We start from the raw sequence: 15,163 nt of genomic DNA on the forward strand, positions 1-15,163 counted from the left end.
GCGGCCCAGCGACATCGCGGCGCCGTTCTGCTCCTTCACCGCAGCCAGGTAGGCCAGATACGTCCACTGCACCGCTTCACGCGCGTTCTGCGCCGGGCGGCCGAGGTCGAAGCCGTACTTGGCGCCCATGACCTTGAGTTCCTCCAGCGCGCGGCCCTGCTCGGAGAGCTCCTCGCGCAGGCGCAGCACGTCTTCGCTGAAGTCGCGGCTGTCCAGGTCGCGGTATTCCTGCTGCTTGAACTTGCGCAGCGCGTCGACGCCGTACAGCGCCACGCGGCGGTAGTCGCCGATGATGCGGCCGCGGCCGTAGGCGTCGGGCAGGCCGGTCAGGATGGCCGACTTGCGCGCCTTGGAGATCTCGGTCGAGTAGACGTCGAAGACGCCCTGGTTGTGGCTCTTGCGGTACTTGGTCCAGATCTCGTCGACCGTCGGGTCGCTCTCGAAGCCGTAGGCCTTCAGGCCCGACTGGACCATGCGCAGACCGCCGTTGGGCATGATCGCGCGCTTGAGCGGGGCGTCCGTCTGCAGGCCGACGATCAGTTCCAGACCCTGGTCGATGTAACCCGCGTCGTGCGCCACGATCGTCGACGGGCGGTCGGTCGACACGTCCAGCACGCCCTTGGCCTGCTCCTGCTTGAGCAGCTCGGAGAGCTTCTTCCACAGCGCCAGCGTGCGCGTCGTCGGGCCTTCGAGGAAGGCGCTCGTGCCGGCGTACGGGGTGTAGTTCTTCTGGATGAAGTCGCGGACGTCGACGGCGGTTTCCCAACGACCGCCGGCGAAGCCCTCCCAAGGGTTGGCACGGCTGCTGACGATGGTCATGGTGTTCATCTGGGTTCCTTGAAAACGAATTGGGCGGGTGGCCGTCTCCGTCAGGTCCCGGCCGGGTGGGCCGCAGACCATTGTTGTTCTTATTCGGGAATCAGGGGTACCGGCGCGGGTTCCCCCGCGCCGGCTGATCTCGGCCCGGGATCAGGGCGAGATCTCTTCGAGCGAGCGGTTGGCCGTCTCGATCATCTGGCGCGCCGCGATCAGACCGATGACGGTCATCGCCGCGAACATGCCGAACACCGTCGCGATGCCGTAGCCGGTGAGCACGAAACCCACCACCGCCGGCGCCGTGGCCGAGGCCGCCCGCAGCCACGAGGTGGCCAGGCCGGTGCCGATGGCCCGCATGCGCGTCGGATAGATCTCCGGCGTGTACAGGTACAGCAGCACGGTGGTCGTGCCCATCACCGCGTAGGCCGTCGATCCGAGCAGCATCACCGACCAGGCGCTCTTGGCGCCGAGGAAAGCCAGCGTGGCGAGCAGCACGCCGCAGACGATGAAGCTGCCGATGGCCCAGCGGCGGCGGCCGATGCGGTCGACGAACAGCGCGCAGACCAGCACCGCGCAGACGCTCAGCACGTTGCTCAGCGAAGCCATGCGCAGCGCTTCCTGCAGCGGCAGGTGGTAGACCGTCTTGTAGAGCGTCGGCAGCCAGTTGTTGATGCCGTTGGCGACGAAGTACGAAGACGCCCACAACACCCAGACGACCAGCGTGCGCGGCCGGTAGACCACCGAGAACAGTTCCTTCCAGGAGGCCTTGTTCTGCTTGCCGATGCCGTCGGCGAGGCCAGCCACGCGCTGCTCGATCTGCGCAGCGTCGTGCTTCTCGTCCAGACTGCGCTTGGGCGTCGCGGCCTCGACCTGCCGGATCACACGCTCGGCGTCCTGCAGCCGGCCCTTGCCGACCAGCCAGCGCGGCGACTCCGGCAGACGCATCATGAACATCAGGATGACGACGCCCGGGATGCCGCCGACGAGGAACAGGTATTCCCAGCCGAAACGCGGCACGACGAAGGCGCCCACCTGTGCCGCGGCCAGCAGGCCCAGCGGGAAGATCAGCTCGTAGAGCACGAAGAAACGCCCGCGGCCCTTGGCCTGCGACAGCTCGTTGATGTAGGTCGCCGCCACCGGCACCTCGCCGCCGACGCCGATGCCCTGCAGCAGGCGCAGCAGGAACAGCACCTCGTAGTTGCCGGCGAAGGCGCAGGCGATGCTCATCACCGACATCACGCCGACCGCGGTGGAGATCGCCGGCACGCGGCCGTAGCGTTCACCGACCCAGCCGAAGAGCAGCGCACCGACCACCTGGCCGATGTAGCCGGCGGCGATCAGCAGGCCGACCTGGCCGGGCGAGAGGTGCCACAAGCCCACCAGTACCGGCAGCACGAAGGCCAGCGACAGCGCGTCGAAGGCGTCGAAGAAGGTGGCGCTGCCCATGATCACACGGGCCTTGGTGTGCCAGCGGCAGAACGGCACGTTCTCCAGCCGGAACAGCAGTTGCGCACGGGCGCGCGCCGAAGGCGTCGCGGCGGGGGAGCTCGCCGCCGGCGCGGCGTCGGCGATGCCGCCCGGAATGGGCAGCGTGGAAGAGTCATTCATGTCGACGGCTCCTAGAAGTCCTGGCGCATGCCGAGCTCGAAGCCCGTGGAGCGCTGGCCGCCGAAGTAGTTGGCCGCGGTGGCGACGCCGCTGGTGGCGGGACCGCCGGCGATGGCGAAGCTGGCTCCGCCCTGGTTGCTGAGGCGCGCTGCGTGAGCGTACAGCGCGGTGCGCTTGGACAGCGCGTAGACATAGCCGACGCCGAGCAGCGTCGCGTCGTTGGCGCTCAGCGCGTCGGTGGCGCCGGTCTGGTCGGCGCGCAGCACGGACAGCTTCAGCTGCCCGGCCCCCATCGGAACCGAGACCCCGAACAGGCTGTTGACGGTGGTGTCGCTGCCGTAGGCCCAGCGGCGCTGGGCGAGGCTGAAGCGGGCGAAGCCAGCGTCGTAGCCGACACCCCAGACGCGGTCGGTGAAGCGCTCCTCGGCGGCGGCGTTGCGCACCGTGAACTGCGAGGCGCCGAGCTGCCAGGCGCCCTGCGCCCAGCCGAGGCGGAAACCGTCACCCTTGGTTTGCCCGGCACCGGCCGAGCCGCCCTCGCCTGCGGTGGCGATCAGCGCACCGTTGAAGCCGCCGAGACCGCCCGGCAGGATGTATTCGACGGCATTGGCCACGCGCAGCGTCGGGTTCTGCGATGCGCCGGCGGCATTGCTGCCGAAGGCCTGGCCCAGAGCCCGCGAGCCGTAGACCGAGCGGAAGGTGTTGGCGCCGGCGATGCCCAGCGTCGCGAACGGGTCCATCGAGTTCCAGACCAGCTGCGTCGGCACCCAGTCGCGGCCCATGCGCATCTCACCGTAGCGCTGGTGCGTCAGGCCGATGGTGGCGCGGCGGTCCCAGAACGGCGAGTTCGCCGCGCCGCTGTCGGCAAGGATGGTGCCGTCCAGGAAGAAGCCGGCGCTCAAGCCGCCGCCCAGGTCTTCCCGGCCGCGGATGACGAGCTTGCTGGTGGTGTTGGCACCGCTGACGACCGAGTTCATCGAACCGAGGTCACCGTTGCGCACATGGCGGGTGGCGAGGTCGAGCGTGCCGCCCAGGGTGACCTGGGCATCTGCGGCACCGGCGGCCAGCGCGAGCACGCACAGCGTGCCGGCGGCCCGGGCCGCCGCTGGCGGCGAGCGCCAGGCGGGGAGCGGGAAGCTTGTCATGGTCTATCTCTCTCATGGCTCGGCGAGATAGCGCCACCCGCTGTGCGCGCGGGCTTACTGCGATGCGCCAGTCTCCGCCGTATGGGTCTCGTTCTGGTTCTGGCCGATCGTGACGATCGTGGGCGATGCAGGCTCGCGGTGGCGGGCAGGCGGGGCGGCGCGAGCCGGCAGCCCCGCCTGCCAGGGGCTTAGCGCACCCGGCCGAGGCCGGCGGCGGCCATCGCGGCGGCGATCTCGTGCTCGGCGCCCGGGGCCAGCGGCAGCAGCGGCGAACGCACGGCGGCGTGCTCGAGGATGCCGCGCGCGACCAGCGCCCACTTCAGCGCGACCGAGCCTTCCATGTGCGAACCGCGGTGGTAGACGTTGGCCGTGACCGGCAGCAGGCGGTCGTGCAGTTCACGCGCCTTCTTGTAGTCCTTGGCCTTGCCGGCGGCGATCATCTCGACCAGCAGTTCCGGGGCGATGCAGCCGTAGCCGACCAGCGCGCCGTCGACGTCGAACATCGTGTGCAGCAGGTATTCGTCGTGGCAGGTCAGGATCTGCAGGTCCGGACGTTCCTTGCGGATGACGGGGATCTCACGGTCCCAGCGCTTCATGTTGCGCACGCCGTTCTTCATCGCGAAGACGCCCGGCAGCGCGGCGATCTCGAGCTGGGTTTCCAGGTCGTACGTGCACTTGGTGACGTCCGGGTACTGGAACAGGATCAGCGGCAGGCCGCTGGCTTCGTAGACGGCCTTGTACTTGTCCTGCGGCGCGCCCTTCTGGTAGCCGAAACGCAGCCAGCCGTGCGAGGGGTAGAGCAGACCGGCCGAAGCGCCGGCCTTGACGGCGCGCTTGGCTTCCTCGGCAGCGACCTGCGTGCCTTCGAGCGTGATGCCGGCAATGATCGGGAGCTTGTCGCCGACCGACTCGCGGAAGGCTTCGATGACGCGGCACTGCTCGTCGCGTTCCAGGAAGGTGCCTTCGCCGGCGTGGCCCAGCACGGTCAGGCTCTTGACGCCCGGCACGCTGGCCAGCCAGCTGCCCAGGCGCTGGATCGCGGCGTAATCCACCGCGCCGTCCTGGGTGAAGGGGGTGACGGGAGCCGGGTTCAGGCCTCGCAGATCGATCGCATTCATGTCTGTTTCCTTTCAGCTAAGGGGTTGCGATGGAGGCCACTGTAGGAATTGTCGCGATATCTTCATAGATACAATTCCGAGCTTTCAGAGTTGCCGCTACAGGCAAACCTAAGACTGGGTCGGAGACAGGGTCATGAACGTCGCGATGGTGCGTTTGTTCCTGGAGGTGGCCGAGGCCGGCGGCATCAGCAAGGTGGCCGCGCGGCGGCAGACCGTGCAGTCGCACATCAGCCGCCAGATCACCGAGTTCGAGGCGGTGTGCGGCGGGCCGCTGTTCCGCCGCACCGGCCGCGGCGTGGTGCTCACCGAGCTGGGCGCACGCGCCGCGGTGCGGCTGCGCGCCTGGCTGCACGAGACCGAGCAGCTGGCGCAGGACCTGCGCGCCGACGCCGGCCAGCTGCTGGGCCAGGTGCGGCTGGGCATCATCCCGTCGGCCGCGCACCCGCTGCTGACGCGGCTGCACGAGCGCCTGGAAGTGGCCCAGCCGGGCATCCAGCTCGACATCGCCGAAGCCCAGGGCACCGAGCTGGACGCGATGCTGGACAGCGGCGCCGTCGACCTGGCGATCCTGATCCGCTTCCGCAAACCGGCCGGCGGCGAGGAGATCCCGCTGTGCGTGGCCCAGACCTATCTCGTCAGCGCACCCGGCGACGAGCTGACGCGCCAGCCGACGGTGCCGTTCTCGCGTCTGGACGGGCTGCCGCTGGTGCTGCCGCGCCGGCCCAGCCACTGGCGCAGCGCGCTGGACGACGCCGCGCGCGGCCTGGGATTCCAGCTGCGTGCGGTGCTCGAGGCCGACTCGCTGACGGTGCAGCGCGAACTGGTGGCGCGCGGCAGCGGCCGCCGGCTGTACTCGGTGCTGGGCCCCTACTCCATCACCAACGACCTGAAGATCGGCCGCCTGCAGGCCAGCCGCCTGGTGCAGCCCGACCTGCGCCGCCACCTGGCGCTGGCGCTGCCGCGGCACGGCAAGCTGTCACCGCCCTGCCGCGTGGTGGCCCAGACCATCCAGGAGCTGGTCGCCTCCTGGGGCGGGCACATCACCGACGAGCCGCTGGACGACGAGCTGCTGGGCGCCCGCTGAGCCGACGGCCGCCGCGGCCGTCTTGACCGCCGGGCGAAGTCGAGCAAAATCCGCCCCGCAACCCCTTTGGGCGCTGAGCGCGGTCCGGCATTTCCGGGCAACCGCAGCGCATCGGCCCCATCGCGCAACGGTTGCCGCGGGAGTACGGGGCCGTACTGGAGCCCCTTGGATGAAAACCATCATCGAGCCCTTCCGCATCAAGTCGGTCGAACCGATCCGCCTGACGACCCGCGAAGAGCGCCAGCAACACCTCGCCGCCACCGGCTACAACCTCTTCGGCCTGCCCTCGGAGGCGGTGCTGATCGACCTGCTGACCGACTCCGGCACCGGGGCGATGTCCTCGCTGCAGTGGGCCGCGGTGATGCGCGGCGACGAGAGCTACGCCGGCAGCCCCAGCTTCTACCGCTTCGAGGCGGCGGTGAAACACCTGATGCCGTTCAGGCACGTCATCCCGACGCACCAGGGCCGAGCGGCCGAGGCGATCCTGTTCTCGATCTTCGGCGGCGCCGGCCGGCGCATCCCGTCGAACACGCACTTCGACACGACGCGCGGCAACATCGAGGCCTCGGGCGCGATCGGCGACGACCTCGTCATCGCCGAAGGCCGTGACCCGCGCAGCGAGCACCCGTTCAAGGGCAACATGGACCTGGAGCGGCTGGAGGCCTACCTACAGCAGCACGGCGCCGAGGTGCCGCTGGTGATGATCACGATCACCAACAACGCCGGCGGCGGCCAGCCGGTGAGCCTGGCCAACATCCGCGCCGTCGCCGAGCTGGCGCACCGCCACGGCAAGCCCTTCGTCATCGACGGCTGCCGCTTTGCCGAGAACGCCTGGTTCATCAAGTCGCGCGAGCCGGGCCAGGGAGAGCGCTCGATCGAGGACATCGTGCGCGACTGCTTCGCGGTGGCCGACGGCATGACGATGAGCGCCAAGAAGGACGCCTTCGGCAACATCGGCGGCTGGCTGGCGCTGAACGACGACGCGCTCGCCGAGCAGGCGCGCCAGCACCTGATCCGCACCGAAGGTTTCCCGACCTACGGCGGCCTGGCCGGGCGCGACCTGGACGCGCTGGCGCAGGGGCTGCGCGAGATCGTCGACGAGGACTACCTGCGCTACCGCATCCGCACCAACGCCTACATCGTCGAGCGCCTGGACGCGATGGGCATCCCGGTCGTCAAGCCGGCCGGCGGCCACGCGGTGTTCGTCGACGCACGCGCCTGGCTGTCGCACATCGCGCCGCTGCAGTACCCGGGCCAGGCGCTGTCCGTGGCGCTGTACGAGACGGCCGGCATCCGCAGCTGCGAGATCGGCACGGTGATGTTCGGCCGCCAGCCCGACGGCAGCGAAAAGCCCGCGGCGATGGACCTGGTGCGCCTGGCCTTCCCGCGCCGCACCTACACCCAGAGCCACGCCGACTACGTCGTCGAGGCCTTCGAGGAGGTCGCGGCCGCCAAGGACCGACTCGCCGGCTACCGCATCGTCAGCGAGCCCAGGCTGATGCGGCACTTCACCTGCCGGTTCGAGAAGCTGGGCGCGTGATCGGGCAGGCCCCTCCCCCGGCTCGGCGGGAGGGGCCTCGCTGCGAGACAGCCCGCATGCGCTGACGGCCGCTTGCACCGTACCATCGACGGCGATGAACCTCGCCCCGGTGTCGCAGGTCTCCACCACCAAGGCCCTGACGGCCGCAGCCGTGCTGCTGGCGGGCCTGGGCATCAGCGCGGCGCTGGCCTGGCACCAGCAGCGCTCGATCACCGAGCAGCGCCAGGCGCAGTTCGAGCATCTCGCCACCGGCGCGGCCGACCAGCTGAAGGCCAACGTTCTCAGCTACGAACGCGGCCTGCGCGGCCTGCGCGGCGCCATCGTCGCGCTGGGGCCGCAGCGGCTGGACCGGGCGGCCTTTATGGCCTACAGCGGGACACGCTCACTGGACCGCGAATTCCCCGGCGCCCGCGGCATCGGCTACATCCAGCGTGTGGCACCGGGCGACGAGGCCGCCTTCACGGCGGACATCCGCCGCCGCGGCTGGACGGACTTCGAGATCCGCCATCTGGCACCGCACGACGGCGAACACTGGGTGATCGTCGACGTCGCGCCTGGCGCGCGCAACGTGGGGGCATCCGGTCTGGACATCGCGTCCGAGCCCCGGCGCCGGGCCGCCGCGGCGCTGGCGATGCGCAGCGGCACGAGCGCGATCACCGCGCCGATCACGCTGGTGCAGGCCACCTCCGCGCCGTCCCAGGGTTTTCTGATGCTGCTGCCGGTGCGGCTGGCCGGCACGCCCGCCGGCGGCGAGGTCTGGGGCTGGACCTATGCGCCCATCATCGCGCCCGAGCTGATCGCCGCCACCGGCCTGGCGACCGACCTCTTCGAACTCGCCGCCGAGGACGTGACCGAAGCCGGCGCCGACCGCTTCTACGACAGCGGCCTGCAGGCCGGCGACGCGACGGTGCGCACCGTGGTCGAGCGCGAGGTGCTCGGCCGCCGCTGGCGGCTGCAGATGAGCGCCACGCCGGCCTTCATGGCCCGGCCGGTGGGCACCGAGCCGCGCACGCTGCTGCTCGCCGGTGCCGCGGCCAGCGCGCTGGCCGCCTTCGCCGCGGCGCTGCTGGCCGGGGCGGCGGCGCAGCGGCGCCAGACGGCCATCGAACGTTCGCGCCGTGCGGCCATCGTCGAACGGTCGGCCGACGCGATCGTCGGCCTGTCGCTGGACGGCGTCGTCACCGACTGGAACCGCGGCGCCGAGAACCTGTTCGGCTATCCGGCCGCCGAAGCGCTGGGCCGGCCGCTGGCCGCGCTGATCCGGCCGCCGGGGCACGAGGCGGAAGACGCCGAGCTGCTGCGCCGCGCCGCCGCCGGCGAAGCCGTCGAGCCGCTGGATACGCAGCGGCGGCGGCGCGACGGGCGACTGCTGGACGTCTCGATCGCCCTCGGCCCCATCGCCGACGAGACCGGCCGTGTCGTCGGCGTGGCGGCCATCGTGCGCGATTCCGGCCAGCGTGCGGCGCGGCTGCGCAGCGCCGAGCAGCAGCGTGCCGTCGCCACCGAACGCGCCGAGATCGCCGAAGCCACGCTCGGCGCCGCGCAGCGCGACTATCTGACGCTGTCGACCGCGATCACCGCGCAGTCGCTGTACTCGGTGACCGACCCCGAGGGCATGATCCTCGACGCCAACGAGCACTTCTGCCGCGTCAGCGGGCGAACGCGCGACGAGCTGCGCGGGCACACCCACCGTGTCGTCAGCTCGGGCACCCATGCGCGCGAGTTCTGGAGCGCCCTGTGGGCGACCATCACCGCCGGCCGCACCTGGCAGGGCGAGATCTGCAACCGCGCGAAGGACGGCAGCCGGTTCTGGGTGGACTGCGTCATCGTCCCGGTGACGGGCCTGGACGGCCGCATCGTGCGCTACCTGTCGGTGGGCACCGACATCACCGCGCTGAAGCAGGCCGAGCAGAAACTGGAGCTGCTCAACGAGGAACTCGCCCGGCGCGTCGACCAGGCCGAAGCCGCGACCCGCGCCAAGAGCGCCTTCCTGGCCAACATGAGCCACGAGATCCGCACGCCGATGAACGCGATCATCGGCCTGACGCATCTGATGGCCCGCGACGCCGCCGACACGACGCTGCGCGAGCGCCTGCACAAGGTGGACGACGCGGCGCGCCACCTGCTGCAGGTCATCAACGACATCCTGGACCTGTCCAAGATCGAGGCCGGCCGGCTGGCGCTGGAGAGTGTCGAGTTCTCGCGCGACGAGCTGATGCACCGCGTGCTGGGCATGGTGACCGACGCGGCGGCACGCAAAGGCCTGGAACTCGTCCTGGACACCGGGCGGCTGCCCGAGCGCCTGCGCGGCGACGCCCAGCACCTGGCGCAGGCGCTGATCAACCTGCTGGTCAATGCCGTCAAGTTCACCGACCACGGCTGGGTCCGGCTGCGCGGCGAGCGTGTGGCGGCCGAGGACAGCCGCGTGCTGGTGCGCTTCGAGGTGCGCGACACCGGCATCGGCATCACCGCGGAGCGCCAGGCGCGGCTGTTCGAGGCTTTCGAGCAGGCCGACACCTCGACGACACGCCGCTACGGCGGCACCGGTCTGGGCCTGGCGCTGACCCGCCACCTGGCGCGGCTGATGGGCGGCGACGCCGGCGTCGACAGCGTGCCCGGGCAGGGCAGCAGCTTCTGGTTCAGCTGCTGGCTGGGCCTGGGCGACACGCCCGCCACCGAGCGGCCGGCCGTGGTGCAGACGCCGTTCGGCCTGCGCGCGCTGCTGGTCGACGACCTGCCCGAGTCACGCGAGGTGCTCGCCGAGATGCTGCGCAGGATCGGCCTGGAGGTCGACGAGGCGAGCGACGGCACGCAGGCGATCGAACGTTTCGCTGCCGGCCGCGCCGCCGGGCGCCCTCCCGACCTGCTCGTCGTCGACTGGCGCATGCCGGGGCTGGACGGCATCACCACCGTGCTCGAACTGCGCCGCCGCGAAGGCGAGCTGCCGCCGTGCATCCTGGTCACCGCGCACGACGCCGACACGCTGCGCGACGGCGCCCGGCAGGCGCGTTTCGTCGCCGTGCTCGCCAAGCCGGTGACGCCGTCGTCGCTCAACGACGCGGTGTCGCAGGCGCTGCTGAGCCTGCCGTCCGGCGCGCAGGCCACGGCAGCCCCGTCGGAAGCGCTGACGCGGCTGCAGTGCCGGCCGACCCGCCCGCGCCTGCTGCTGGCCGAGGACAACCTGGTGAACCAGGAGGTGGCCTGCGCGCTGCTGGAGGATGCGGGCATCGTCGTCGAGGTCGCGGCGGACGGCGAGCAGGCGGTCGAGCTGGCGCTGCGCGGCGGCTTCGACATCATCCTGATGGACATGCAGATGCCGGGCACCGACGGCCTGGAGGCGACACGCCGCATCCGCGCGCAACTCGGCGACCCCGTGCCCATCGTCGCGATGACGGCCAACGCCTTCGACGAAGACCGTGCCGCCTGCCTGGCCGCCGGCATGAACGACCACATCGCCAAGCCCGTCGAGGCGATGACGCTTTACGAGACCCTGCTGCGCTGGCTGCCGCCGGCGGACGCCGACGCCTGCGCCGGCGAGGCCGGCCGGTAGGCGGCGCTCGCGCGCCGGCGTCCGATCCGGCGTCTGGAAATCCAGCCTGATGACTTCGCGTCCTTCGGCGGGCAGGGATCGTTGCCGTAAGAATCACGGGCCCGGATGCGCCCATCCTGCCCGCGGATCAGCAGTTCGCCCTGTCCCTGCTGAGCCATCTGCCGCCCGGCCTGGATGGCCTGGACCTGGGTGTCGAACACCTGCGTCGCCCGCTGCCCGCCTTCGCGCAGCGTGCCCCAGCCGTTGTCGCGTTGGACGACATGAACGTTGTTCCGGTTAGCCGTCACGAACCTCCAATCGGAGAAGTTGACGCGATGCAGTTTACAAAACAAAATTCATATGATCTATTTGTAAACCCAAGGCCGCGGAGAACACCATGATCGGAAACCGACTCAAGAGGGCGCGAGAGGCTCTCGGGTTGTCACTGCGCGAGCTGGAAGCGGCCATCCAGGGGCAAGTCTCGGCGCAGGCCATCGGCAAGTACGAACGCGACGAGATGATGCCCAGCTCCACGATCCTGCTTGCGTTGGCCAAGGCCCTGCGCGTCTCGCCCGAGTACCTGCTGAGCGAGCGTGAGATCGAGCTGACGGGCGTGGACTTTCGCAAGGCGCCGCATGCCGGCATCAAGGAGGAGCGCGCCGTGCGGGCGTCCGTGCTGGATCAGGTCGAGCGCTACCTGGAACTGGAAGAGCTGCTGCCCGGCGTGGAGCAGCCCTGGGCGGCCCTTGAAGACGAGGCGTTCGACATCGCACGCGTCGAAGACGCGGAACAGGCCGCGGACGCCTTGCGCCGCCTGTGGAAGCTGGGCATCGATCCGATCCCCTTCATGGCCGAACTGCTGGAAGACAAGGGCGTCAAGGTGATCGCCCTGGACCTGCCGGAGAACGTGTCGGGCTCCAAGGCGTTCGTGCAGCGACCCGATCGCCAGGACGTCCCCGTCATCGTGGTGAATCAGGGCCACAACGGCGAGCGGCAGCGGTTCACGCTGGCCCACGAACTGGCGCATCTGGTGCTGCGCTTCAGCGGCCTCAGCGACGCCGAGCAGGAGAAAGCCGCCGACCGCTTTGCCGGCGCGTTCCTGATGGCCCGCGACATGGTGCTCAGGCTGCTGGGCCCGCACCGGACGTCGATCTCGATCGGCGAGCTGGCCGAGCTGAAGAAGCTGTTCAAGGTCAGCATCGCGTCACTGGCGGTGCGATGTGCCCAACTGGGGATCATCACCAAGGCGGTCTACGGCCGCCTGTGGGCCCAGATCCGGGATCTGGGCTGGAACAGCCAGGCCTCCGGTGAGCCGGGCATGCTGATGCCCGAAGTGCCGCTGCGCATGGAGCGCCTGTGTCTGCGCGCCGTCGCCGAAGGCGCCATCTCGGAGGCTCGGGCGGCCGAACTGCTGCGCATCAGCGTGCGCGAACTGGACCGCCGGCTGGCGGGGCAGCCTGGCTGACCGACCATGATCATCCTGGTCTCGGACACATCCGTCCTGATCGACCTGGAGCGGGGCGGGCTCCTGGAGCCTGCCTTCTCCTGCGACCTGACGATGGTGGTGCCGGACCTTCTGTTTGCCCGCGAACTGGAGGCAGAGAACGGCCCCTTGCTGCGCACGCTCGGCCTGGGCGTCGTGGCGCTGAACCCCGACGAAGTCGACTTCGCACAGCAGCTTCGCAAGCTGCGCCCCGGTCTCTCGCTGCCGGACTGCTTCGCCCTCAGCTGCGCCCGACGCCAGGGCCACGCCCTGGTTTCGGGCGACAAGCTGCTGCGGGCCGAGGCCCAGGCGCGCCACTGCGTCGTCTACGGCTTGCTGTGGGTGCTGGATCAGATGGAAGCATCAGGCAAGGTCGGGGCCGCGACGCTCCATGAGGGCCTTTCGCGGATCTGGAATCACCCGCGGCGGCGGCTGCCCAAGGCCGAGGTGATGGAGCGACTTCAGCGCTGGTCGTGTGGCTGACAGCTGGCGGTGCCGGCGCAGCCGCTCAGGAGCTGCAGCGGCAGCACATGCGCAGCCCGCTCCGCGACGCCACCTGAGTGACCATCACCCGGCCCGGATCCCCGGCGTTCCGTCAGCAGCCTCCCGGGACGCGACCGCAAGCCCGACAGCCTCCTCGACGATCCGGTGTGCCGGCATCGCGAGGAGCCGCCGGTCCTCGGGTCTTTGCCTGCAAGCCTTCATCTGCTCGCACAGCGTGGCTCTCGCCCGCTTGAAGTGACGCGCGACCGACGCGGCGGGACACAGCGACACGTCCACGGCCAGGCAAGCCACCAGCGCCCGGCCGCGTACGCCGATCGAGCCCGGCACGTCGGCGAGGCGCTCCACGCCCCGAAGGCCGAGCCTGGCGAGAAGCCAGCGCTCCAGGATGCGCAAGGCTCCGTCGATCCCGTCTGCCCCGGCAGCGGCCACGAGCGCTGCCGCGGCCCCGCGCACCTGGCGCGACATCCGCGGCAGCGGGCCGACCGTTCCGACGGCGAGTGCCAAGCCGCGGGACAACTCCCACTGGCGCATCTCCATGGCGTACGGTCTTCCGGCCAGCCAAGCACGCAACGCCGCGCGCGCGGCCGGCACCTCGTCACCGAACAACGCGAGCTGCGGTCTCGCGTCGAAGCCCATCGCCCGCCGCAAGCCCAGGGTCGTTCGCAGCGCCGAGTGCGGGTAGTAGGCGGGAGCGGTGCAAAGGCCCAGCGCGACCGGACGCCACGCGAGCATGCGTAGCTCGGTGCGCAAGGCGTCGAGGGAGCCGACCCGGTGGGCCCGGAAAGGACCGGCAAAGACCGGCCCGCGCACCGACATGACGTCCCGCACCCACCGCGCCACGATGCTGGAGACGGCACGGGCCACGGCGCCCGGCGAGTCGCCTGCCGGCAGCTTCGACAGCACGTGGATCTCGGTCGGGGCCAGCAGATAGTCGACCAGCACCCGGTCTCGCTGCGCATGAGCGTCGAGGAGCCGGCACCGGATGCGCTCAGCCAGCGCCCCGCCAGCGATCAGGTCGTGCCCCGCCACGGCCTGCCAGCAGATATGCCAGGTCGTCGTGGACGCGGAGACAGGAGCCGGGGGGTCCATGACCGCTTGACGATCCAGCGGCCCAGGACCTCACCCCCAACATCGAAGCAGCGCGCCCGGCGTTCGGTCGCATGGCGCCGGCAGGCGTTCCGGACCAGGCCGCCACCGAACGGCAGCAGCGTCGCAGCGGAAACGCCGCCCGCCGGTCCCCGGCGAGCTTGCCCCAAGAGAGGGTGCGCCGCGGCCTTCGGCGAGTCGACCGAACGCTTCACGGCAGGCCGAAATTTCATTGTCCTGACATCGAAGGCCGTCCTACCTTGCCCCGGCCGGAAGCGATACGCCAACGGCAGCCCCCGTCATCCAACCTCAAGGAGTGCGTCATGGACGAAGAGACCGAACTGGACATCGTCGACCTGGGCGATGCGAAGGACACGACCAAGGGCATCCTGCTGCCGGGCAGCGAGGACAACGTGACGATGCCCGGCCGGCAGATCGCCTGAGCCGAAGCCGCCACCCCGGCGCAAAGCTGCTTGCTTCGCCAGCGAGCTTGGCGCCGGGCCCTGGTCCGTCATGGCAAGGGCACGCATGAACAGCGCCCTCTGTCTTGCGCCGCACGTTCGCGCCTGCGCCTGCGAGGGGCAGGTCATCCTGCTGGACTTGCGGCGCAGTCGCTACCTGGGCGTGCCCGGTGCGCGCTTCGCGCGTCTGGCGCCCTTCGTCCGAGGTTGGCCACAGGCCACCGAGACGCCGCAGGCCGCGACGCTGACGCCGTCCGAGGTCGAGGCACTGGCTGCCCCGCTGTTGCGGCACGGCCTGGTGACCGCGGGCGCGGCTCCGCCGGTTGCGCGGCAGCCGCTGCCGGAGGCGAACGAGTCGCTGAACGCCGACGAACTGATCACGGCGGCGCGGTTGGCACCGGCCCGCGCCCTTCGCATCGCCAGCGCCTGCACCTCGGCGGCGCTGCGCCTGCGCTGGCAATCGCTCGACACCATCGCCGCTCGCCTGGTCGCTCGGCGCCGCCGACCCGCGGCGGAACGCGCCCGACCGGGCGAGCCCGCGCAGTTGCGTGAGGCGGTTGCCGCCTACCTTCGTCTTCGGCCCCTGCTGCTCACGGCGCAGGACCGTTGCCTGCACGACTCTCTGTCGCTGGCCGGTTTCCTGGCGTCCGAGGGCTGGTTTCCGCATTGGGTCATCGGCGTGACCGCACGCCCCTTCGCCGCCCATGCCTGGGTACAGAGTGACGGCCTGGTGCTGAGCGACCTGCACGAGAACGTGCGCCGCTACACCCCCATCCTGGTCGCATGACC

Annotated in this window: 13 protein-coding genes; 7 read left to right on the top strand and 6 right to left on the bottom strand. The window is 70.6% G+C overall.

Annotation, left to right across the window (positions count from 1 at the left end):
• From RBXJA2T_RS17310 to RBXJA2T_RS17325, 4 genes are all read right to left on the bottom strand, one after another.
• The coding region (locus tag RBXJA2T_RS17310; RefSeq protein WP_009858722.1) for a pyruvate formate lyase family protein at positions 1-828 on the bottom strand (828 nt) is incomplete at its 3' end.
• A gap of 141 nt (positions 829-969) precedes the next feature.
• A complete protein-coding gene (locus RBXJA2T_RS17315; protein ID WP_009858723.1) occupies positions 970-2,424 on the bottom strand; it encodes an MFS transporter in 1,455 nt (484 codons plus the stop codon).
• 11 nt (positions 2,425-2,435) lie between these two features.
• The gene (locus tag RBXJA2T_RS17320) at positions 2,436-3,569 is read right to left on the bottom strand and encodes a porin (protein ID WP_009858724.1); all 1,134 of its coding nucleotides are present in this window, start codon (positions 3,567-3,569) and stop codon (positions 2,436-2,438) included.
• 188 nt (positions 3,570-3,757) lie between these two features.
• A complete protein-coding gene (locus RBXJA2T_RS17325) occupies positions 3,758-4,687 on the bottom strand; it encodes a dihydrodipicolinate synthase family protein (protein ID WP_009858725.1) in 930 nt (309 codons plus the stop codon).
• Positions 4,688-4,820: 133 nt separating this feature from the next.
• Here RBXJA2T_RS17325 and RBXJA2T_RS17330 point away from each other — a divergent pair, with 133 nt between their 5' ends.
• The 3 genes from RBXJA2T_RS17330 (at position 4,821) to RBXJA2T_RS19625 (ending at position 10,861) form a co-directional block, all read left to right on the top strand.
• Positions 4,821-5,771: a LysR family transcriptional regulator gene (locus RBXJA2T_RS17330; protein WP_009858726.1), complete on the top strand. Its 951-nt coding sequence runs from the start codon at positions 4,821-4,823 to the stop codon at positions 5,769-5,771.
• Between the two features lie 169 nt (positions 5,772-5,940).
• Positions 5,941-7,311, top strand: coding sequence for a tryptophanase (locus RBXJA2T_RS17335; protein WP_009858727.1), 1,371 nt, complete (start codon positions 5,941-5,943; stop codon positions 7,309-7,311).
• A 94-nt stretch (positions 7,312-7,405) separates the two neighbouring features.
• A complete protein-coding gene (locus RBXJA2T_RS19625; RefSeq protein ID WP_009858728.1) occupies positions 7,406-10,861 on the top strand; it encodes a CHASE domain-containing hybrid sensor histidine kinase/response regulator in 3,456 nt (1,151 codons plus the stop codon).
• Here the strand turns inward: RBXJA2T_RS19625 and RBXJA2T_RS19890 are convergent.
• Positions 10,792-11,193, bottom strand: a complete 402-nt coding sequence (locus RBXJA2T_RS19890; protein ID WP_009858729.1) for a DUF2188 domain-containing protein — start codon at positions 11,191-11,193, stop codon at positions 10,792-10,794. The genes RBXJA2T_RS19625 and RBXJA2T_RS19890 overlap by 70 nt on opposite strands.
• 44 nt (positions 11,194-11,237) lie before the next feature.
• On the opposite strand from RBXJA2T_RS19890, the gene RBXJA2T_RS17350 reads away from it, so the two are divergent.
• Entirely contained in the window at positions 11,238-12,305 is a 1,068-nt protein-coding gene (locus RBXJA2T_RS17350) for an XRE family transcriptional regulator (protein WP_029719029.1), read from the top strand.
• Between the two features lie 6 nt (positions 12,306-12,311).
• On the top strand, positions 12,312-12,806 hold the full coding sequence (locus tag RBXJA2T_RS17355; protein WP_009858731.1) for a PIN domain-containing protein: 495 nt from the start codon (positions 12,312-12,314) through the stop codon (positions 12,804-12,806).
• Positions 12,807-12,890: 84 nt separating this feature from the next.
• Here RBXJA2T_RS17355 and RBXJA2T_RS17360 read toward each other — a convergent pair whose 3' ends face one another.
• Positions 12,891-13,916, bottom strand: coding sequence for a hypothetical protein (locus tag RBXJA2T_RS17360; protein WP_009858732.1), 1,026 nt, complete (start codon positions 13,914-13,916; stop codon positions 12,891-12,893).
• Between the two features lie 320 nt (positions 13,917-14,236).
• Here RBXJA2T_RS17360 and RBXJA2T_RS20265 point away from each other — a divergent pair, with 320 nt between their 5' ends.
• Complete coding sequence (locus tag RBXJA2T_RS20265; RefSeq protein ID WP_009858733.1) at positions 14,237-14,356, top strand: benenodin family lasso peptide; 120 nt, start codon at positions 14,237-14,239, stop codon at positions 14,354-14,356.
• A gap of 85 nt (positions 14,357-14,441) precedes the next feature.
• Entirely contained in the window at positions 14,442-15,161 is a 720-nt protein-coding gene (locus tag RBXJA2T_RS19630; protein ID WP_009858734.1) for a lasso peptide biosynthesis B2 protein, read from the top strand.
• Positions 15,162-15,163: the final 2 nt, after the last annotated feature.

Source organism: Rubrivivax benzoatilyticus JA2 = ATCC BAA-35 (genome assembly GCF_000190375.1).
Lineage (GTDB): Bacteria > Pseudomonadota > Gammaproteobacteria > Burkholderiales > Burkholderiaceae_C > Rubrivivax > Rubrivivax benzoatilyticus.

Coding starts and splice junctions, on each gene's coding strand:
- RBXJA2T_RS17315 (WP_009858723.1), bottom strand. CDS start 2,424: ATGAATGACTCTTCCACGCTGCCCATTCCGGGCGGCATCGCCGACGCC.
- RBXJA2T_RS17320 (WP_009858724.1), bottom strand. CDS start 3,569: ATGACAAGCTTCCCGCTCCCCGCCTGGCGCTCGCCGCCAGCGGCGGCC.
- RBXJA2T_RS17325 (WP_009858725.1), bottom strand. CDS start 4,687: ATGAATGCGATCGATCTGCGAGGCCTGAACCCGGCTCCCGTCACCCCC.
- RBXJA2T_RS17330 (WP_009858726.1), top strand. CDS start 4,821: ATGAACGTCGCGATGGTGCGTTTGTTCCTGGAGGTGGCCGAGGCCGGC.
- RBXJA2T_RS17335 (WP_009858727.1), top strand. CDS start 5,941: ATGAAAACCATCATCGAGCCCTTCCGCATCAAGTCGGTCGAACCGATC.
- RBXJA2T_RS19625 (WP_009858728.1), top strand. CDS start 7,406: ATGAACCTCGCCCCGGTGTCGCAGGTCTCCACCACCAAGGCCCTGACG.
- RBXJA2T_RS17350 (WP_029719029.1), top strand. CDS start 11,238: ATGATCGGAAACCGACTCAAGAGGGCGCGAGAGGCTCTCGGGTTGTCA.
- RBXJA2T_RS17355 (WP_009858731.1), top strand. CDS start 12,312: ATGATCATCCTGGTCTCGGACACATCCGTCCTGATCGACCTGGAGCGG.
- RBXJA2T_RS17360 (WP_009858732.1), bottom strand. CDS start 13,916: ATGGACCCCCCGGCTCCTGTCTCCGCGTCCACGACGACCTGGCATATC.
- RBXJA2T_RS20265 (WP_009858733.1), top strand. CDS start 14,237: ATGGACGAAGAGACCGAACTGGACATCGTCGACCTGGGCGATGCGAAG.
- RBXJA2T_RS19630 (WP_009858734.1), top strand. CDS start 14,442: ATGAACAGCGCCCTCTGTCTTGCGCCGCACGTTCGCGCCTGCGCCTGC.